Origin of the sequence: Kocuria sp. PD6, assembly GCF_031844145.1 — a bacterium.
GTDB classification, from domain to species: domain Bacteria; phylum Actinomycetota; class Actinomycetes; order Actinomycetales; family Micrococcaceae; genus Kocuria; species Kocuria marina.
Genome location: NZ_JAUZUS010000004.1, coordinates 177,622 through 196,907, shown reverse-complemented (window position 1 = coordinate 196,907; position 19,286 = coordinate 177,622). Strand labels below are relative to the sequence as shown.

16 protein-coding genes and 2 tRNA genes are annotated in these 19,286 nt (G+C 67.9%); 9 read left to right on the top strand and 9 right to left on the bottom strand.

The annotated features are described in order from the left end of the window. Positions 1-93: 93 nt before the first annotated feature. The 8 genes from Q9R22_RS05340 to Q9R22_RS05305 all read right to left on the bottom strand — a co-directional run bounded on the left by Q9R22_RS05340 (position 94) and on the right by Q9R22_RS05305 (position 10,027). Positions 94-867, bottom strand: a complete 774-nt coding sequence (locus Q9R22_RS05340; RefSeq protein WP_131332698.1) for a fumarylacetoacetate hydrolase family protein — start codon at positions 865-867, stop codon at positions 94-96. A gap of 117 nt (positions 868-984) precedes the next feature. Beyond that, positions 985-2,082: a branched-chain amino acid aminotransferase gene (locus Q9R22_RS05335; RefSeq protein WP_098054720.1), complete on the bottom strand. Its 1,098-nt coding sequence runs from the start codon at positions 2,080-2,082 to the stop codon at positions 985-987. Between the two features lie 108 nt (positions 2,083-2,190). After that, on the bottom strand, positions 2,191-3,279 hold the full coding sequence (locus tag Q9R22_RS05330; protein ID WP_131332697.1) for a 3-isopropylmalate dehydrogenase: 1,089 nt from the start codon (positions 3,277-3,279) through the stop codon (positions 2,191-2,193). Positions 3,280-3,472: 193 nt separating this feature from the next. Beyond that, positions 3,473-5,026, bottom strand: a complete 1,554-nt coding sequence (gene metG / locus Q9R22_RS05325) for a methionine--tRNA ligase (RefSeq protein ID WP_131332696.1) — start codon at positions 5,024-5,026, stop codon at positions 3,473-3,475. A 144-nt stretch (positions 5,027-5,170) separates the two neighbouring features. Further along, positions 5,171-6,196, bottom strand: coding sequence for a ketol-acid reductoisomerase (gene ilvC / locus Q9R22_RS05320; RefSeq protein ID WP_131332695.1), 1,026 nt, complete (start codon positions 6,194-6,196; stop codon positions 5,171-5,173). A 98-nt stretch (positions 6,197-6,294) separates the two neighbouring features. Then, entirely contained in the window at positions 6,295-6,804 is a 510-nt protein-coding gene (gene ilvN, locus Q9R22_RS05315) for an acetolactate synthase small subunit (protein ID WP_064845687.1), read from the bottom strand. A gap of 3 nt (positions 6,805-6,807) precedes the next feature. Continuing rightward, positions 6,808-8,685, bottom strand: a complete 1,878-nt coding sequence (locus Q9R22_RS05310) for an acetolactate synthase large subunit (RefSeq protein WP_131332694.1) — start codon at positions 8,683-8,685, stop codon at positions 6,808-6,810. A gap of 364 nt (positions 8,686-9,049) precedes the next feature. Further along, entirely contained in the window at positions 9,050-10,027 is a 978-nt protein-coding gene (locus tag Q9R22_RS05305) for an NAD(P)-dependent oxidoreductase (RefSeq protein WP_131332693.1), read from the bottom strand. A gap of 165 nt (positions 10,028-10,192) precedes the next feature. Between Q9R22_RS05305 and Q9R22_RS05300 the strand changes: the two genes are divergently transcribed. Continuing rightward, positions 10,193-10,265 (top strand) — tRNA-Lys (locus Q9R22_RS05300). A gap of 127 nt (positions 10,266-10,392) precedes the next feature. Here the strand turns inward: Q9R22_RS05300 and Q9R22_RS05295 are convergent. Then, positions 10,393-10,908, bottom strand: a complete 516-nt coding sequence (locus Q9R22_RS05295; protein WP_311254115.1) for a MarR family transcriptional regulator — start codon at positions 10,906-10,908, stop codon at positions 10,393-10,395. Positions 10,909-11,195: 287 nt separating this feature from the next. Here Q9R22_RS05295 and bcp point away from each other — a divergent pair, with 287 nt between their 5' ends. The 8 genes from bcp to Q9R22_RS05255 all read left to right on the top strand — a co-directional run bounded on the left by bcp (position 11,196) and on the right by Q9R22_RS05255 (position 19,255). Then, positions 11,196-11,669, top strand: a complete 474-nt coding sequence (bcp, locus tag Q9R22_RS05290) for a thioredoxin-dependent thiol peroxidase (RefSeq protein ID WP_098054727.1) — start codon at positions 11,196-11,198, stop codon at positions 11,667-11,669. Positions 11,670-11,824: 155 nt separating this feature from the next. Beyond that, a tRNA-Leu gene (locus tag Q9R22_RS05285) sits at positions 11,825-11,909 on the top strand. A 52-nt stretch (positions 11,910-11,961) separates the two neighbouring features. Beyond that, positions 11,962-13,569: an ABC transporter substrate-binding protein gene (locus Q9R22_RS05280; RefSeq protein WP_311254114.1), complete on the top strand. Its 1,608-nt coding sequence runs from the start codon at positions 11,962-11,964 to the stop codon at positions 13,567-13,569. A gap of 115 nt (positions 13,570-13,684) precedes the next feature. Further along, positions 13,685-15,169 (top strand): malate:quinone oxidoreductase, encoded by a 1,485-nt coding sequence (locus Q9R22_RS05275; RefSeq protein ID WP_082943204.1) that lies wholly within the window; start codon positions 13,685-13,687, stop codon positions 15,167-15,169. 307 nt (positions 15,170-15,476) lie between these two features. Beyond that, entirely contained in the window at positions 15,477-15,827 is a 351-nt protein-coding gene (locus Q9R22_RS05270; RefSeq protein WP_231885488.1) for a MarR family winged helix-turn-helix transcriptional regulator, read from the top strand. Between the two features lie 313 nt (positions 15,828-16,140). Further along, positions 16,141-17,220, top strand: a complete 1,080-nt coding sequence (locus Q9R22_RS05265; RefSeq protein WP_131332691.1) for a YihY/virulence factor BrkB family protein — start codon at positions 16,141-16,143, stop codon at positions 17,218-17,220. A gap of 257 nt (positions 17,221-17,477) precedes the next feature. Next, on the top strand, positions 17,478-18,575 hold the full coding sequence (locus tag Q9R22_RS05260; RefSeq protein ID WP_131332690.1) for an S-(hydroxymethyl)mycothiol dehydrogenase: 1,098 nt from the start codon (positions 17,478-17,480) through the stop codon (positions 18,573-18,575). Then, positions 18,572-19,255: an MBL fold metallo-hydrolase gene (locus Q9R22_RS05255; protein ID WP_131332689.1), complete on the top strand. Its 684-nt coding sequence runs from the start codon at positions 18,572-18,574 to the stop codon at positions 19,253-19,255. Before Q9R22_RS05260 ends, Q9R22_RS05255 begins: the two co-directional genes overlap by 4 nt. Positions 19,256-19,286 lie beyond the last annotated feature (31 nt).

The window sequence follows — 19,286 nt, the reverse complement described above, 5'->3', positions numbered from 1 at the left end:
CCCGCGCGGGCGTCGGCGAGCGCTGCCGCACCAACCCGGCCGGCTCCGACGACGGCGCACCCTGGGGGGGGGTTGGGCTGGCGGTGAGCCGGGTCAGCGCCGCAGCACCGTGGTGAGCTCGCCGATCCCCTCGACCTGCACGGAGAGCTGATCGCCCTCGTCCACGATCCCGACCCCCGCGGGGGTCCCCGTGAGGATGACGTCACCGGGCAACAGCGTGAAGGCCTCGGACGCGTAGGAGACGAGCGTGGCCACGTCGAAGATCATGTCCCGCGTGTTGCCGTCCTGCTTGAGCTGCCCGTTCACGGTGGAGCGCACGGACAGGGCGGAGGTGTCCAGCTCGGTCTCGATCCACGGGCCGATCGGGCACGCGCCGTCGAACCCCTTGGCCCGGGCCCACTGGCCGTCGGTGCGCTGGGCGTCGCGGGCCGTGAGGTCGTTCGCGGCGGTGTAGCCGAACACGACCTCGGGAACGCGTTCCACGGGGACGTCCTTGCACATGCGCCCGATCACCACAGCGAGCTCGGCCTCGTACGAGACCTCCTCGGTCCAGCTGGGCAGGGTCACGGGATCGCCGGGGCCGGACACCGCGGTGTTCGGTTTGAAGAACAGCATGGGAGCGGGCGGCAGCTCGTTGCCGAGCTCCTTCGCGTGCGCTGCGTAATTGCGCCCCACGCACACGATCTTGGAGCGCGGGATCACCGGGGCGAGCAAGCGGGCCTCGGACACGGCCACGGTGCGTTCGAGCTCCTGGATCCCCACGTACAGAGGGTCGCCGGTGAGGTACCGCAGCGTCTCGGCGCCGGGTTCCCCGTGCACCGTGCCGAAGTGGATTTCGTTGTCGTGTGTGAACCGTGCGATGCGCATGCTCACAGGCTACACAGCCGCCCCCGGTGCAACCGAGGTCGGACCGGGGGCGGCTGGTCGAACGGGTGGCACGGACCCCGCCACGCGAAGCGTGCCGAGGGATTCACGCCACGTGGATCACGCCAAGCGGGTCAACCAACCGTGCGTGTCCTCCGCCTTACCGGTCTGGATGTCCAGCAACTGCTTGCGGATGGACATGGTCACCTCGCCGGGAGCCGTGTCCTCCGGGCCGATGGTCTCGTCGTGGCTCACGAGCCGCCGCACGGGTGCGATCACCGCGGCCGTGCCGCACGCGAAGACCTCCGTGAGGTGACCCGAGTTCACGCCCTCGCGCCACTCGTCCAGGGTGAAGGCGCGTTCCTCGACCTGCAGCCCGCGCTCCTTGGCCAGCTGGATCACGGAGTCGCGCGTGATCCCCTCGAGGATGGTCCCGGTCAGTTCGGGGGTCACGAGCCGGCCGTCGTCGAAGACGAAGAACACGTTCATGCCACCGAGTTCCTCGACCGCGTCCCCGCGCTCGTGGTCCAGGAAGAGCACCTGGCTGCACCCGTGCGCGTCCCCCTCCATCTGGGCGATCAACGACGCCGCGTAGTTGCCACCACACTTCGCGGAGCCCGTGCCGCCCTTGCCCGCGCGGGCGTACGTGCGCGAGAGCCAGATGTCCACGGGTTCGACCGTGCCGAAGTAATTGCCCGCCGGGGACGCGATCACGGAGAACAGCGCCTCCCTGGACGGACGCACCCCCAGGAACGGCTCCGTACCGATCATGAACGGACGGATGTAGAGGGACTCGCCCTCCCCGGAAGGAACCCACTTCTCGTCCTGGGCCACGAGCTCGCGGATGGCATCTACAAACGTCTCCTCGGGCAGCGTGGGCAGGGCCAGCCGCTGCGCCGAGCGATTCAGCCGCGCGGCGTTGACCTCGGGGCGGAAACTCCACACGGATCCGTCCGCGTGCCGGTAGGCCTTGAGTCCCTCGAAGATCTCCTGGCCGTAGTGCAGCACGGCGGTGGACGGGTCCAGGCTCAGCGGGCCGTACGGCTGCAGCCGTGCGTTGTCCCAGCGGCCGGTGTTCGCTTCCACGTCCCCCTGCCAGTCGATGCACACCATGTGGTCCGTGAAGTGTTTGCCGAAACCGGGGTTCCGCAACACGGCTTCGCGCACCTCATCGGTTGCGGGGTGAGGGTTGAGCTGCTTAACGAATTCAGTGCTCACTGGTGTTCTCCTTCGACGGCGTGCTGCCGGGCATCCCTGCTGAGGCGGTGCGCTGGCACGTGATGATGTGCTCCCAGTATCCCGCCCGCGGTGGCCGGGACGCGGACCTTAGGCGCTGCGCGCACCCAACTGCGCCACGACGTCGTCGCCCACCTGCGACGTGCTGCGCTGCGCGGAACCGTTCGCCTCCAGGTCTGCGCGCACGGCGGCGTTGACCTGTTCCGCGAGATCGGGGTGGCCCAGGTGCTCGAGCATCATGGCGCCCGCGAGGATCGCGGCCGTGGGCTGGGCGGTGCCGGTACCGGCGATGTCCGGGGCGGAGCCGTGGACGGGCTCGAACATGGACGGCGCGGTGCGGTCCGCGTTGATATTGCCGCTGGGCGCCAGACCGATACCCCCGGTGACCGCGCCGGCCTGGTCGGTGAGGATGTCCCCGAACAGGTTGTCGGTCACGATCACGTCGAAGCGCGCGGGGTCGGTGGTCATGAAGATCGTGGCGGCGTCGATGTGCATGTAGTTCACGGTGACGTCCGGGTACTGCTCCCCGATCTCGTCCACGGTTCGCTGGTAGAGCCGCCCGGCGTTGACCAGGACGTTGTGCTTGTGGACCAGGGTCAGCCGCTTGCGCGTGCGGCTGTTCGCGAGGTCGAACGCGTAGCGCACCAGGCGGCGGACACCGTGGGCCGTGTTCACGGACACCTCGGTCGCGATCTCGTGCTCGGTGCCCGTGCGCAGCGTGCCACCGTTACCCGCATAGAGCCCCTCGGTGCCCTCGCGCACGACCACGAAGTCGATCTCCCCCGGGTCCGACAGAGGGCTCGTGGCACCGGGGTACAGCACCGCGGGGCGCAGGTTGATGTAGTGGTCGAACCCGAAGCGCAGCTTGAGCAGCAGATCGCGTTCGAGGATCCCGGAGGGGATGCGCTTGTCGTTGGGGGCGGCACCCACGGCACCGAACAGGATCGCGTCGTGGGAACGCAACCGTTCCATGGTGTCCTCGTTGAGCACCTCACCGGTCTCGAGCCAGTGCTCGGCGCCGAGCGGGTAGCTCGTCTTCTCGAGGGTCACCCCCGCGGGGCGGGTCACGGCGTCGAGGACCTTGACGGCCTCGGCCACGACCTCCGGGCCGATACCGTCACCGGGCAGGACGGCGATCGAGTGGCTGCGGGCGGGTGCGGAAGGTGACGTCGGACTCATGGAGGCCAGCTTAGGTGCGCCCGCCGCGGCCTTCCACATGGTGAACCCGGGTTTCATATAGCGAGACGAACAGTGGGCGCGAGATCCGCTGACAGCCGACCGGCCCGCAACGGTCGCTGCGGCGTCGTGCGGACAGGCAACGGCCGGGCCGACCGACGACGACCCGGCCACCGCACCTCGATACCGCAGTACCTCAGTCCTGGAGCGCCTCCGGGGCCTCGTAGCGCGGGAACACGCCGGAGGGCTTGGGCAGTTCGGTCCCCGCGGCGAGCCGCGTCCCCAGGGCCGAGAACTGCCGCGCCTCCCCCTCGGGCTGACCGAGCTGGTCCAGCAGCCTGGCCATGGAATCCGGCATGACCGGCTGTACGAGGATCGCGACGATGCGCAACACCTCCGCCGTCACGTACAGCACGGTGGCCATCCGTTCCGGATCGGTCTTGCGCAGCACCCACGGCTGCTGCGCCGTGAAGTAGCGGTTGGCCGATGCTATGACCCGCCACACGGTCTCCAGACCGCGGTGGAACGCGAGCTCGTCGAACGCCGCGCGGTAGTCCCCCACCGCCGACTCCGCCTGTTCGAGCATTTCGAGGTCCTCGGCAGTGAAGTCCCGCGGTTCCGGCACCGCGCCCCCGAGGTTCTTGGCGATCATCGAGAGGCTGCGCTGGGCCAGGTTGCCGAGGTCGTTGGCAAGATCCGAGTTGATGCGTCCGGCGATCGCGTCGTGCGAGTAGTTGCCGTCCTGGCCGAACGGGACCTCTCGCAATAGGAAGAAGCGCAACTGGTCCAGCCCGTACTCGCCGATCAGGGCGTGGGGATCGATCACGTTGCCCACGGACTTGGACATCTTCTCGCCCTGGTTGAACAGGAACCCGTGCGCGAAGACCTTCCGGGGCAGCTCGAGCCCCGCGGACATCAGGAACGCCGGCCAGTACACGGCATGGAAGCGCGCGATGTCCTTGCCGATCAGGTGCACGTCCGCGGGCCAGAACGCCCGGAACAGCTCGGCGTCCGTGTCCGGGTAGCCCAGACCCGTGAGGTAGTTGGTCAGGGCGTCCACCCACACGTACATCACGTGCTCGGGGTTGCCCGGCACGGGCACGCCCCAGTCGAACGTGGCGCGGGAGATGGACAGGTCCTGCAGTCCGCCGCTCACGAAGGACGCGATCTCGTGCGAGCGCGTCTCGGGCTGAACGAACCCGGTGCGGTAGAGCTCGAGCAAGCGGTCCTGGTACGCGGAGAGCCGGAAGAAGTAGCTCTCCTCCTCGGTCCACGTGAGCTCCGTGCCCGTACCGATCGAGTAGCGCTGACCGTCCGAGCGCACCTCGGTCTCGTCCTCGGCGTAGTAGGCCTCGTCCCGCACGGAGTACCACCCGGCGTACTTGCCCAGGTAGATGTCCCCGTTGGCCTCCATGCGCCGCCACAGCTCCTGCGACGCCGCGTAGTGGTCCTCGTCCGTCGTGCGGATGAAGCGGTCGTAACCGATCTGCAGTTTGTCGTCCATGGCCAGGAAGCGCGCGGAATTGGCGTCCGCGAGGTCACGAGGGCTCACGCCCAGCTTCTCGGCGGTCTGCTGCATCTTCTGGCCGTGCTCGTCCGTCCCCGTCTGGAAGCGGACGTCGAAGCCGTCCAGCCGCTTGAACCGGGCCAGGGTGTCCGCGGCGATCGCCTCGTAGGCATGGCCGATGTGCGGCGCGCCGTTGGGGTAGGAAATGGCCGTGGTCACGTAGAAGGGAGTCTGCTCAGTCACCCCACCACTCTATCGACCCGCGCACCGTGCCCGTCGTCCTTGAAGTGGGTACGACGCCGCGGTGCCCCTCCCGTGGGAGGGGCACCGCGACGTCGTCGTCAGTTATGTCACGCCCTGTCGGCGAGGAGGCAACGGAAGGAGGGATCAGCGAGCGGCGGTGCCCTCGGTGTAGTCCTCGTCCGTCTGCTCCCACGCGAACAGCGAGCGCAGCTGGCGGCCCGTTGTCTCGATGGGGTGCTTCTCCTCCTTGGCGCGCAACTCCTTGAACTCGCTGCCGCCGGCGGCCTGGTCCTTCATGAAGCGGTCCGCGAAGGCGCCCTCCTGGATGTCCTTGAGAACGTCCTGCATGCGCTCCTTGACGGAGGGGTCGATCACGCGCGGGCCGGAGACGTAGTCGCCGTACTCGGCGGTGTCGGAGATGGACCAGCGCTGCTTGGCGATGCCGCCTTCGACCATGAGGTCCACGATGAGCTTGAGCTCGTGCAGCACCTCGAAGTACGCGATCTCCGGCTGGTAGCCGGCCTCGGTCAGCGTCTCGAAGCCGTACTGGACCAGGTGGGACATGCCGCCGCACAGCACGGCCTGCTCACCGAACAGGTCCGACTCGGTCTCCTCGGTGAAGGTGGTCTCGATGACGCCGGCGCGCGTGCCCCCGATGCCCTTGGCGTAGGACAGCGCGAGCTGCAGCGCCTGACCGGACGCGTCCACCTCGACGGCCACGAGGTCCGGGACACCGCGCCCGGCCTCGAACTCGCGGCGCACGGTGTGGCCCGGGCCCTTGGGGGCGACCATGGCCACGTCCACGCCCTCGGGGGCCGTGATGTAACCGAAACGGATGTTGAAGCCGTGCGCGAAGAAGATCGCGTCACCCTCGTCCAAGTTGTCCTTGATGGACTCCTCGAACACCTGCGCCTGGACCTGGTCCGGGGTCAGGATCATGATGACGTCCGCTTCCTTGGCGGCCTCGGCCACGGTCAGCACGCGCAGGCCCTGTGCCTCCGCCTTGGCGCGGGACGTGGAGTTCTCGGACAGGCCGATGCGGACGTCCACGCCCGAGTCACGCAGGTTCAGCGCGTGGGCGTGGCCCTGCGAACCGTAGCCGATGATGGCCACGGAGCGGTTCTGGATGATCGACAGGTCGGCGTCGTCGTTGTAGTAGATCTTTGCCATGGGCTTGCTCTATCTCCTTCGAATAGCGGATGGGCATTGCACGTCGGGGCGCAACGGCACGGGCGTTGCGCGGGATGCGGTGTCCTGCGGCCGAGCGGTCAGTGCCGCAGGGCGCGATCGGACATGGATTTGGGGCCGCGGCCCAGGGCCACGGTGCCGGCTCGCACGATCTCCCGGATCCCGAAGGGCTCCAGGACATCCATGAGGGCGTGGATCTTGTCGCGCGATCCGGTGGACTCGATGACCACGGATTCCGTGGAGACGTCCACGATCGTGGCGCGGAACAGGTCCGCGGCCTGCGTGACCTGCAACCGGGTGGCCGCGTCCGCGCGGACCTTGACCAGGATGTGGTCCCGCTGCACGGAGGACTCCGGCGACAGCTCCACGATCTTGATCACGTTGATCAGCTTGTTCAGCTGCTTGGTGACCTGCTCGAGCAGCTCACCCTCAGCATCGACCACCACGGTGATCCGGGAGATCCCGTTCAGCTCCGTGGGGCCCACCGCGAGCGAGTGGATGTTGAACGCGCGCCGCGCGAACAACCCCGCCACGCGGGTCAGCACGCCCGGCTTGTCCTCCACCAGGACGGAAAGAGTGTGTCGGCTCATCGATCAGTCCTCCGTGTTCCACTCGGGCGTCATGTTGCGGGCGATCTGGATCTGGTCGTTGGAGACCCCGGCGGGGACCATGGGCCACACCATCGCGTTCGCGGAGACCACGAAGTCGATCACCACGGGGCGGTCGTTGATCTCGAGGGCCTTCTTGATGGTCTCGTCCACGTCCTCGTCCTTCTCACAGCGCAGGGCGGCACAGCCGTAGGCGTCCGCAAGCTTGACGAAGTCGGGGATGCGACGGGAGTTGTGACCCGTGTTCAGCTCCGTGTGGGAGTAGCGACCGTCGTAGAACAGGGTCTGCCACTGACGCACCATGCCCAGGGACGAGTTGTTGATCACCGCGACCTTGATGGGGATATTGTTGATCACGCACGTGGCAAGTTCCTGATTGGTCATCTGGAAGCACCCGTCACCGTCGATCGCCCACACCACGCGGTCCGGCTGGGACACCTGTGCACCCATGGCCGCGGGGACCGCGAAGCCCATGGTGCCCAGGCCCGCGGAGTTCAGCCACTGCCGGGGCCGCTCGTAGTCCACGAACTGCGCGGACCACATCTGGTGCTGTCCCACACCGGAGACGTAGACCGCATCCGGCCCGGTCAGCTCGGAGATCCGCTCGATCACGTACTGGGGGCTGCCCAGACCGTCATCGGTCTTGGTGTAGCCCAGCGGATAGGTCTCGCTCAGGGAGTTCAGGGTATCCCACCACAGACCCAGATCCGGCGTGCCGGTTTCCTCGAACTCCTGGCGCACGGCCTGGGTGAGGTCCGGGATCACGTACTTGAGATCCCCCACGATGGGCACGTCCGCCACGCGGTTCTTGGAGATCTCCGCGGGGTCGATGTCCGCGTGGATCACCTTGGCGTTCGGGGCGAACGAGCTCAGCTGACCGGTCACGCGGTCGTCGAAGCGCGCTCCCAGGGTGATCAGCAGGTCCGACTGCTGCAGCGCGTACACCGCCGGCACGGTCCCGTGCATCCCGGGCATGCCCAGATTCTGGTCGTGCGAGTCGGGGAAAATCCCGCGCGCCGTGAGCGTGGTGACCACCGGCGCGCCGGTGAGTTCGGCGAGCTCGAGCAGTTCCGCGGGCACGTCCGCCCGCATGGCGCCGCCACCCGTGTAGAGCACCGGACGCTGTGCCGCCGCGATCATGCGGGCGGCCTCCTTGATCTGCTTGGAGTGCCCGCGCGTCACGGGACGGTAGCCCGGCAGTTCCATCTGCGGGGGCCAGCTGAAGGTCATCATCGCCTGCTGGGCGTCCTTGGCCACGTCCACCAGGACGGGTCCCGGACGCCCGGTCGAGGAGAGGTGGAAAGCCTCCGCGATGATTCGGGGGATCTCCTGGGCGTCCGTGACCAGGTAGGAGTGCTTGGTCACCGGCATGGTCATGCCCACGATGTCCGCCTCCTGGAAGGCGTCCGAACCGATCGCGGAGCTGGCCACCTGACCGGTGATCGCGAGCATGGGGATCGAGTCCATGTTGGCGTCCGCGAGCGCCGTCACGAGGTTCGTGGCACCGGGACCGGACGTGGCGATGCACACGCCCACGCGACCCGAGGCCAGGGCGTAGCCCTCCGCGGCGTGCCCCGCACCCTGCTCGTGGCGTACGAGGATATGGTTGATCTTCTCGGCGTCCAGCAACGGGTCGTAGGTGGGCAGGATGGCACCACCCGGCAGACCGAAGACGTCCGTGACACCGAGCTGCTCGAGGGAGCGGATGATCGCCTGGGAACCGGTCATCTCCTCCGGGGCCACGACCTCCGCCGCGGTACCCGTCAGCCGTGCCTGGTCCGTCTCCGCGGGCCGGGGCGCCGAAGCCGCGGGCGGCCGCCACTGGGCCATCACCGCCGGTGAGATCGGCTGATCCTTACTCATAGTGCTGTGTCCTTACCTGCTGTGTTGTGCGAGATGCCGAGCGGGGTGGCGCGGGGCGAGCCGGTGACAGGTCGTCATACATGGAAAAAGGCCCTTGCCACGGGTTCCGTGGGCTGAGGGCCTGGCGGGTACGCGCGTCGAGCACTCCTCAGGCCCGGTGTCCAATGAGGACGACCGGTACGAGGTCTACCACGATGCGCAGTGCCGTTGTCATACCGACCATGGTGTGACCCACAGAACGCGGGTGTCAAACTACGGACACCCCTTCTCACAATGTGAAACATTGTGTCCCCCACCGTGGCACCCCCGTCCGCGTGCGCGAGCCCGTCCGTGGTCGACCGTGCGGGACCGTGGTTGTCCGTGCTCACTCGTCCTGCAGGGCCAATCGGCCCGGCTGCACGAGGAACTGCGGTGAGCGACCCTGCCGGATCAGTTCCAGCTGCTCAAGGATCAGCTTGCGCACCCGGGGCCGGAAGGAGACGTTGGAGCCGCCCACGTGGGGCAGCACGATCGAGCCCGCCGCGCTCATCAGGGAGTGGTCACCGGGAAGCGGTTCAGGGTCCACCACGTCCAGCGCGCAGCGCAGACGGCCCGAGACGACCTCCGCGGTCAGGGCGTCCGTGTTCACCACGGGACCCCGGCCCACGTTGACCACGAGGGCGTCGTCCGGCAGCAGTGCCAGGGTCCGCTCGCCCACCAGGTCGCGGGTCGCATCGCCGAGGGGTAGCGCGAGCACCAGGATGTCGGTGCGCGGCAGGATCTCGTCGAGTTCGTCGATGCCGTGGATACGGCCGGCCTCGTCCTCGCGGGCGTGGGAAGCCACTCGGGTGAGCTCCACCTCGAACGGTGCGAGTCGGGAGATGACCGCCCCTCCGATCTCCCCGACGCCCACCACGGTGACGCGGGAGTCAGCCACCGCGCGCGAGAAGTACCGCTTGTAGACACCCTCGTGCTGTTGCAACACGGCCCGGTCCAGGTTGCGCTGCGCGGCGATGATCAGTCCCAGGGCGATCTCCGCGGTCCCGGCCGCGTGCACCCAGCCGCCGGCGGCCAGGGCCACGTCCTCACCAATCTTCTCGGGCACGCCGTCGAAGCCCGTGGACTGCAACTGCACCAGACTCACGTCCCGCACGACGGAGGGGTCCTTGAGCCAGCGCCCGCTGTAGTAGGGGGCCACGGCGATGTCCACGTCCTCCCGGGCGCAGCCCTCCGGCTCGTTCTCCAGATCCCACAGCACGCACGTGAAATCGGTGGTTTCGGCGCTGATTTCGTCGAAGAGCTGCTGCTCGGGCAAGGAGATCACACGCAGGTCGGACAGCGGAACATCCTGGGAGTGGCTCATGCCCCCGATTCTACGGTCCGGTATACGCCGTAGGACCCGTACTACGGACGTGGCCATCGGCACCCCGCAGCCCGATTTGACTCCCCCCGCCGTGGTGCTAAAGTAATCTCTCGTTGCGAGGGAGAAAGCAACGGCGAACTCCGCCCGTTGACCCGTCCAACGCCCGCGCCTCTAGCTCAATTGGCAGAGCAATTGACTCTTAATCAATGGGTTCAGGGTTCAAGTCCCTGGGGGCGCACGGGACGACCGAAAGGACCGGATCACATGTGATCCGGTCCTTTCGCTGTCTGAACTCAACGAGCGTGCGCGGTCGCCCCGCCGCTCGTCGCGTTCCGGGTCACGACGACGCCGCTGCGCCGCCGGGGTCAGCGCGACGTGGCGCTGTGTTCCGACTCCGTCGGTGAGTCGGCACCCTCCGTGGGACCGGCCGGGGTCTCGGCGCCGTCCTCGACCTCCATGCGCCAGCGTGCACCACCCAGGGTGGAGATCAGGTCGATGAGCTTGCGGCGGAACTGCTCGTCCGTGTCACGGTCGCTACCCAGCAACCCCTTCTCCAACCGCGCGGCGTCCACGAGGACCCGCTCCCCCGCCGGGGAGATGCTCACCACGTGGGAACGGCGGTCGAGCGCGTTGCGGGAACGCGTGATGTGACCATGCACCTCCAACCGGTGCAGGGTCTTGCCCATGGTCTGGGCCTGGACGCGCACTTGGTGGGCCAGTTGCGCCTGCGTCATGCTGCCCTCCGAGCGGAGGACGTCCAGGGCCATCACGCCCGCGTGGGTGATACCGAGAGACGCGAGGTTCTCGTTCCACGCGTGTTCCACGAGGCGAGCCGCCGTGGACAGCAGACGGTTCGTGGGCCACTGGTTCTTGTACGACATAGGACTATCGTATCCGCTCGACGAAATCGCTGAACAATACTACGGGGCACCCCGCCAGTCAAATCCCCGCGCCGAACATCGTCTTGCGAACCCCTCTCGTGCGACTGCGGGAACCGCCCGGGATCGTGCGCGCTGGGCGCGGGGCGGACGCAGCGACGTCGTACGGCGGGACCGAGACCGGAGCCGGTGCGCGAACCCGAAGCATGGCATGCTCGGGTGCATCCCTGAACTGTACGTGAGAACGCGTCCTTAGGGAACACCTGTCACTCACCAGGAAGGATCACGCCGTGACCGTTCGTCTGTCCCCCGGGGACGCCGCTCCCGATTTCACCCTTCCCGACGCCCACGGGGAGCCCGTCGTCCTGGCGGGCCTGCGCGGTAGCAAGGTCATCCTGTACTTCTACCCCCGCGCCGCGACCCCCGGCTGCACCACGCAGGCGTGCGACTTCCGGGACAACATGGCCTCGTTCGGTGCCGAGGGTTACCGTGTGCTCGGGATCTCGCCGGACGCTCCCGCTGCCCTCGAGCGCTTCGCACAGAACGAGGGTCTGGGCTTCCCGCTGCTCTCGGACGAGGACCACGCCGTGGCGGAGGCGTACGGCGCGTGGGGCGAGAAGAAGAACTACGGGAAGGTCTATGAGGGTCTCATCCGCTCGACCGTGGTGCTCGACGAACAGGGGACGGTGAGCCTCGTCCAGTACAACGTGCGCGCCAAGGGGCACGTGGCCAAGCTGCGCCGGGACCTCGGCCTCGACACCTGAGCGGGCGGCCGCCGCCCAGCCTGGGACCCGGAACCGGGGCCGCACCGCGCGTTTCTCGGCGAGCGCGGAGGAAGCACTGGTTAGTCACTGGTTAGTATGGTGGACGATTCCGGGCACCCCCTCCGCGTTCAGGCCGGGTCCGGGTCCCGATGTCAGCGCGAGTGGTGGAACTGGTAGACACGCAGGATTTAGGTTCCTGTGCCTCACGGCGTGCGGGTTCGATTCCCGTCTTGCGCACCATGATGCCGCGTACTGCCGTGCGACGACGCGGCGGCCAGAGAAAGGATGCGCCGTGGTTGCTGAGAACCGCCTCGGACGGCGTTCCTTCCTCTCCCTCGCGGGCGCAGGGCTCATGCTCACCGGTTGCGGGTCCACGACCGCCCGCTCCTCGGCGAGCGCCACCGCACCCCGCAACACGTTTGTTCTGGCGCACGCCGCGGCACCGGCGGGGCTGGACCCCTCCCGGAGGAACTCGCAGGAGACGGCCCGGATCGCCACGCAGATCCTGGAGGGGCTCGTTACGGCGGACCGCTCGACCGGTGAGCCCGCGCCGGGCCTCGCGGAGTCGTGGGAGCTCGCGGATGATCGTCGGTCCGTGACGTTCACCCTGCGCCGGGGGGTCCGCTTCCATGACGGTGCCGCGCTGGACGCCGCCGCGGTCAAGGCGAACTTCGACAAGTGGCAGGCCCAGGCCGAGTCCTCCGAACCGTGGGCCTCGCGCTGTGCGTTCGCCACGGCCTTCCGCCACGGCACGTTGAGCCCGCTCGTGGCCTCGGCCTACGCCGGCACGGAGGTCACGGACGAGCGCACCGTGGTGGTGAAGCTCACCCGCCCCTACACGCCGCTGCTGGCCGCCCTGACCCAGCCGGCGTTCGGGATCGCCTCCCCCGCGAGCATCGAGGCGGGGACGGAGAACGAGCACCCCGTGGGCACGGGCCCCTTCCGCTTCGACTCGGCGACCGCCGACACCGTGAAGCTCTCCGCCCACGAGGGCTACTGGGGCGAGCTCGGGGATGTGGGCACCCTCGAGATGCGGGTCATCCGTGACGCACATGTGCGCTGTGCGGCCCTGCTCACGGGTGAGGTGGACGCGTACGACCTCGTGGGGCTCGACGCCTTCGCGCCCCTCGCGCGCCGCGGCGTGCAGGTGCTCTACCGCGACCCCTACTCCGTGTCCTACCTCGGGTTCAACCGTTCCGTCCCCGTGCTGCGGGACGTCGCGGTACGCCGCGCCGTCGCCTCCGCGATCGACCGCGGTGCCCTGGCGTCCCAGCTGTACCCCAGCGGGACCAACGTGGCGGACCAGTTCGTCCCCGCCCGGTTCAACGTGGACGGCGAGAACCTGCAGATCCCCGGCTACGACCCCCAGCGCGCCCGGGACCAGTTGCGGGCCAGTTCCTACCGGGGGCAGGCCCTGCGCTTCTACTACCCGCGCAATACGTCCCGGATGTACCTGCAGGAACCGGAGCGCGTGTACGCGCAGATCTCGGCGCAGCTCACCCGTGCGGGCTTCCGTCTGGACCCCGTCCCCATGGACTGGGACGACGGGTACGTGGACGCCGTGACCGACCCCACCGCGGGCCACGCGTTCAGCCTCCTGGGCTGGAGCGGGAGCTTCCGCGACCCCGACGGCTTCATGGGCCCGTTGCTGGGCACCCCCGACGCACAGTTGGGGGACGACGACGCCGGGTTGCTCACCGCGGTCAACCGCGCCGCCACCATGCCCCAGGGCGACGCCCGCAATGCCGCGTACCGCACGCTCAATGACCGCGTCTCGGCGGTGATCCCGGCCGTGCCGCTCGCGCACCCCGTCTCGGCGGTGGCTGTGAACTCGCGCGTGGCGTCCTTCCCGTTGACCTCCACGGGGTTCGAACGCTTCAACGAGCTGCGCCTGGCCTGAACCGCACCATGTGTGCCCGGCGGCTCCGTTGGGAGTTGACTGGAGCTGGGGATACCCTGGACAACGGAAAGCCTCGGCGCAGTGCCGCGTCGATCATGCACGCACGGGAGACAATGTGACTTCATCTCAACCCACCGAATCCGTCGACGTCGTCCTGGTGGGCGCTGGCATCATGAGCGCCACGCTCGCGACCCTGCTCAGCGACCTGCAGCCGGACTGGTCCATGACCGTCCTGGAGCGCCTCAACGCCGCGGGTCTCGAGAGCTCCAATGCCTGGAACAACGCGGGCACCGGACACTCTGCGCTGTGCGAACTGAACTACGCACCCCAGGCCGCGGACGGCACTGTGAGCGCCACGAAGGCACTGAACATCAACGAGCAGTTCCAGGTGACGCGCCAGCTGTGGAGCTCGCTCGTGGAGAACGGCACGCTCGAGTCCCCCGACACGTTCATCAACCCCGTGCCCCACATCTCCATGGTGTTCGGTGAGGACCACGCGGACTACCTGCGCGCCCGCTACGACGCGTTCAAGCCTCACAAGCTGTTCGAGCGCATGGAGTTCACCGAGAACCGCGACCAGATCGCCGAGTGGGCGCCCCTCACGATGCACGGCCGCGGCGCCGGTCGCGTGGCGGCGACCTTCGCCCCCGAGGGCACGGACGTGGACTTCGGTGCCCTCACCAACCAGCTGCTCACCCACCTGACCGGGCGCAACCTGACCGTGCGCTACGGTCAGGAGGTCACCACCCTGAAACGCCAGAGCGACGGTTCCTGGAACGTCTCGGTCGAGGACAGGCTCAACAGCGACAACAACCGCGTCATCCACGCGCGTTTCGTTTTTCTGGGTGCCGGCGGCGGCGCGCTGTCCCTGCTGCAGAAGTCGGGGATCCGGGAGGCCAAGGGCTTCGGCGGGTTCCCCGTCTCCGGTCTCTTCCTGCGCAACACCGATCCCACCGTCACGTCCCAGCACAACGCCAAGGTCTACGGCCAGGCCTCCGTGGGCGCCCCGCCCATGTCCGTGCCCCACCTGGACACGCGCTACGTCCACGGCGAGCGCACCCTGATGTTCGGGCCCTACGGCGGGTTCAAGCCCAACTTCCTCAAGCACGGTTCCCTGCTGGACCTGCCCAAGAGCGTGCGCGCACACAACCTCTACCCCATGACCCGTGCGGGTCTGGCCAACCTGGACTTAGTCAAGTACCTCGTGGGCGAACTGACCAAGACCCGGTCCCAACGCATGGACGCCCTACGGGAGTACTACCCCGCCGCCGAGGAGTCCCAGTGGGAGCTCATCGAGGCCGGTCAGCGCGTGCAGGTCATGAAGTCGGATCGGCAGAAGGGTGGCGTGCTGCAGTTCGGCACCGAACTCGTGACCAGCGCGGACGGCTCGATCGGTGCTCTGCTGGGCGCCTCCCCCGGTGCGTCAACGGCCGTGCCGATCATGCTCAACCTGCTCTCCCGCTGCTTCCCGGCAAAGATGTCCGAGTGGGAGCCCAGGATCAAGGAGCTGATCCCCTCCTACGGCAAGAAGCTCGATGAGAACCCGCAGCTCGCGGACGAGATCATGGGTCACACCGCCCAGGTGCTCGGCATCAAGTAGTCCCGTTCCGGCGGGCGTTACGGAGGGTCTTTATGCACTGCGCACAAAGACCCTCCGTCGTCTCCACCTCTGATCAGCTGTGCCCCAATGCGTGGACAGGCTCTGTCCTCCCGGCCACAAGTGTGGACACCGCTCGCTGGGGGCGCGCTCATCCCCTCTCGTAACATGTAGATAACGTCCATAGGGGGTGGACGTTGTCAAAGGGGGAAGAATGACATCAAGGGGGAGTGTCGAAGCGTGGGATGCACTAAGCCGCTGCCATGTGTCGGTGACACGTCAGCTCCAACGCGGAGTGGATTTACGCGGCTTGTCTCGTCGTGAGTTCGAGGTCCTGGCCGCGCTGTGCACCACCGGCCGGGGTGGCCTGCGGTTACGCGATCTCAACAGCCACGTGCTGTTGACGCAATCGAGCCTCTCACGCATGCTCGAGCGTCTCGAGAACAAGGGGCTCGTGACCCGGCGCCAGGATTCCCAGGACCTGCGCGGTGTGCGGGTCGCCCTGACCGATGCCGGGACCCAGCTCTACGAGCAGATCTCGCAGGACAACGACCAGATGGTCGCGGACGTCATGAGCACCGCTCTGGACGCCCAGGAGATCAGGGTGCTCACGCGACTGAGTGAACGCATCCATCAGTACGCGTTGTCGTTGTCACGGTGACCGATCCGCACCGCTGCACGCACTGACCCGCCCGTACGGCGGCCCACACCGCGCCCACGATTCGTCGTGGGCGCGGTGTCGTGTCCGGCGACGTCGCGTACAGCAGAGTCGCGCCCCGGCGGTGCCGCATGCCCCGATACCATATGATGCAGTGCCGCGCCCGACGGCGCTGCGCCGTGCGGCGGTGTCGTCGGCAGTACCGGGGCCGGCGCCGTAGAGGCGCACGGTGCGTGGGCAGGGGTCGGGAGGTCGCTAAACTTCTGAGAGTACCTGCTTTGCGCAGCCACCACATCCGCTCCTGGAGAGGACCCCCATGACCAGTCAGCACCCGGAGTCCACGGTACGTCGTGAGAACGCCGCCCCTGACCCGGACCACGACGCCAAACCCGACTCCCCCACCGAACTCAAGGGGCAGTCGTGGGGCTACGTCTTCAAGCGGGCCGTGTCCGAGTTCAGCAAGGACGGGTGCACCGACCTGGCCGCCACGTTGACGTACTTCGCGGTGCTCTCGATCTTCCCGGCGCTGCTGGCGCTGGTGTCCCTGCTCGGTGTGTTCGGTCAGGGTGAGGCCACCACGAACGCCATCCTGGACTTCCTGAACCGCTACGCTCCCGCGGCCCTCGTGGACCTGCTGTCCGGGCCCATCTCCCAGTTGACCACGCAGTCCGGGGCCGGGTTCGCCCTGGTCGTCGGTGTCCTGGGTGCCCTGTGGACCGCGTCGGGTTACACCGGTGCGTTCGCCCGCGCCATGAACCGCATTTACGAGATCTCCGAGGGCCGCCCCTTCTGGAAGCTCAAGCCCATCATGCTGCTGATCACCCTGATCATCGTGCTGATCGTGGCCGCCGTGATGTTCATGGTGTTGCTCTCCGGTGACTTCGCGCAGACAGTGGGTGACCTGGTGGGTCTGGGTTCCACCACCGTGACCGTGTGGAACTGGGCCAAGCTGCCCGTCATCCTGTTCCTGCTCGTGCTGCTCATTGCGATCCTGTACTATGCGACGCCCAACGTGAAGCAGCCCAAGTTCAAGTGGTTGAGCCCGGGTGCGGCCATCGCGCTCGTGTTCATGATCATCGCCGGGCTCGGGTTCGCTTTCTACGTGGCGAACTTCTCGAGCTACAACGCGACCTACGGCGTCATCGGCTCCGTGATCATCCTGCTCCTGGGCCTGTGGATCATGAACAACGTGCTCCTCTTCGGCGCCGAGGTGGACGCCGAACTCGAGCGTGGCCGCCAGTTGCAGGGCGGGATCCGTGCCGAGCACGCCGTCCAGCTGCCTCCCCGGGACACCGCCCAGGTGAAGAAGCAGAAGGAGAAGGAGGAGAAGCTCGAGGCCGAGGGGCGCAAGATCCGGCTGCGCACCGAGCACGTGGACTACTCCCAGGACTCCTGAGTCCCCACGACGATCCTTGGCAACGCGGGCCCGCACCATGATGCGGGCCCGCGTTCTCATGTTCAGGGCCTGGCACCCGGTGTCGCCGACCGGGTTCGTCATCCGGTTTCTCGTCAACCCGGATCATCTCCCGGCTCGTCATCCGCACCCGGTTTTCGTCGCGGGGCGAACGACGCGGCGTCGTCGTACGATGCGTGGCGGCCACCATGCATACTGGGAAGGACGCTAGGAAGCTACGAGACGACGGAGGCAACCGTATGCACAAGGTCAAAGGCGTGGTGGTGCGGGCCAAGAACGAGCCCGCCACCGTTGAAACCATCCTGGTCCCCGATCCGGGGCCGGGCGAGGCACTCGTGGACGTGCTCACGTGCGGGGTGTGTCAGACGGACCTGCACTACAAGGTGGGCGGCGTGGGGGACGCTTTCCCCTATCTCCTGGGGCACGAGGCCGCAGGCGTGGTCAGCGCCGTGGGCGAGGGTGTCACGGAGGTCGCCGTGGGCGATCACGTGATCCTCAACTGGCGCGCGGTGTGCGGCGAATGCCGGGCGTGCCGCCGCGGTGAACCGTGGTACTGCTTCAATACCCACAATGCCGAGCAGAAGATGACCCTCGAGGACGGCACGGAACTCGAGCCCGCCCTGGGGATCGGTGCATTCGCGGAGAAGACGTTGGTCGCGGCCGGGCAGTGCACCCTCATCGAATCCCCGCTCGAGGGCGAACAGTACGCCGCGGTGGGTCTGCTGGGCTGCGGCCTCACCGCCGGGATCGGCGCGGCGATCAACACCGGTGCGGTCAAGCGCGGAGAGTCCGTAGCGATCATCGGCTGCGGCGGCGTGGGCACCGCCGCGGTCGCGGGTGCGGCGCTCGCGGGTGCGACGACGATCATCGCGGTGGACGTGGACGACGACAAGCTGAGCACCGCGCAGCGGCTCGGCGCGACCCACACGGTCAATTCTCGTTCCGTGGATCCCGTGGAGACCATCCGCGAGCTCACGGGCGGTCACGGCGCGGATCTCGTGATCGACGCCGTGGGCGTGGCCGACACCTTCATGCAGGCCTTCCAGGCGCGTGACCTCGCGGGTCGCATGGTCCTGGTGGGCGTTCCCGATCCCGGGACCGTGGCGGAGATCCCGCTGGACCAGGTGTTCTCCCACGGCGGGTCCATCAAGTCCGCGTGGTACGGGGACACCCTGCCCTCGCGCGACTTCCCGATGCTCGTGGACCAGTACCTCCTGGGCCGGTTGGACCTGGATGCCTTCGTCTCCGAGCGCATCGCCCTCGAGGACGTGGACGCCGCGTTCGGGACCATGAAGTCCGGCAAGGTCCTGCGTTCCGTCGTGGAACTGGCCCGATGACGCGCGCACCGCAGACCGTCCTGACCGACCCGCGCGGCGGCGTCACCGTCACGAACTGCGTCACGGAGGGCACGTTCAGCCTGGACGGCGAGACCTTCGACGTGGAGAACAACGTGTGGGTCGTGGGTAACCAGGCCGAGTGCGTGGTGATCGATCCCGCGCACGACCCCGACGCCGTGCTCGCCGCCGTCGCGGACCGCACCATCACGCACGTGCTGCTGACCCACGGTCACGATGACCACATCGCGGCGGTGCGCGAGTTCACCGACCGCGCGGGCACGGACGCCCCGATCATGATGAACCACGAGGACCTCATGCTGTGGCGCGCCGTCTACCCGGAGGGGCCCGAGCCCGAGCCGTTGCGAGACGGGCAGGAGATCCTCGCTGGCACCGTGATGTTCACCGTGTTGGCCACGCCCGGCCACTCTCCCGGGTCCGTGGTGTTCCACGCCCCGCACCTGGGTGAGAACGGGGTGGTCTTCACCGGGGACACGTTATTCCAGGGCGGCCCGGGTGCCACGGGGCGGTCCTATTCGGACTTCCCCACGATCATCGACTCCATCGAGAAACGGCTGCTCACGCTGCCCGAGGACACCCTCGTGCTCACGGGCCACGGCGACTCCACGACCATCGGCCAGGAGAAGCCACACCTGAGCGAATGGATCGCCCGCGGCCACTGAGTGATCGCGCTCGCGGTACGACGCCGCTCGG

Bases quoted from the DNA above. Each gene is read 5' to 3' on its own strand.
- Q9R22_RS05340 (WP_131332698.1), bottom strand. From the start codon at position 867: ATGCGCATCGCACGGTTCACACACGACAACGAAATCCACTTCGGCACG.
- Q9R22_RS05330 (WP_131332697.1), bottom strand. From the start codon at position 3,279: ATGAGTCCGACGTCACCTTCCGCACCCGCCCGCAGCCACTCGATCGCC.
- ilvC (WP_131332695.1), bottom strand. From the start codon at position 6,196: ATGGCAAAGATCTACTACAACGACGACGCCGACCTGTCGATCATCCAG.
- ilvN (WP_064845687.1), bottom strand. From the start codon at position 6,804: ATGAGCCGACACACTCTTTCCGTCCTGGTGGAGGACAAGCCGGGCGTG.
- Q9R22_RS05310 (WP_131332694.1), bottom strand. From the start codon at position 8,685: ATGAGTAAGGATCAGCCGATCTCACCGGCGGTGATGGCCCAGTGGCGG.
- Q9R22_RS05305 (WP_131332693.1), bottom strand. From the start codon at position 10,027: ATGAGCCACTCCCAGGATGTTCCGCTGTCCGACCTGCGTGTGATCTCC.
- Q9R22_RS05295 (WP_311254115.1), bottom strand. From the start codon at position 10,908: ATGTCGTACAAGAACCAGTGGCCCACGAACCGTCTGCTGTCCACGGCG.
- Q9R22_RS05265 (WP_131332691.1), top strand. From the start codon at position 16,141: ATGACCAGTCAGCACCCGGAGTCCACGGTACGTCGTGAGAACGCCGCC.
- Q9R22_RS05260 (WP_131332690.1), top strand. From the start codon at position 17,478: ATGCACAAGGTCAAAGGCGTGGTGGTGCGGGCCAAGAACGAGCCCGCC.
- Q9R22_RS05255 (WP_131332689.1), top strand. From the start codon at position 18,572: ATGACGCGCGCACCGCAGACCGTCCTGACCGACCCGCGCGGCGGCGTC.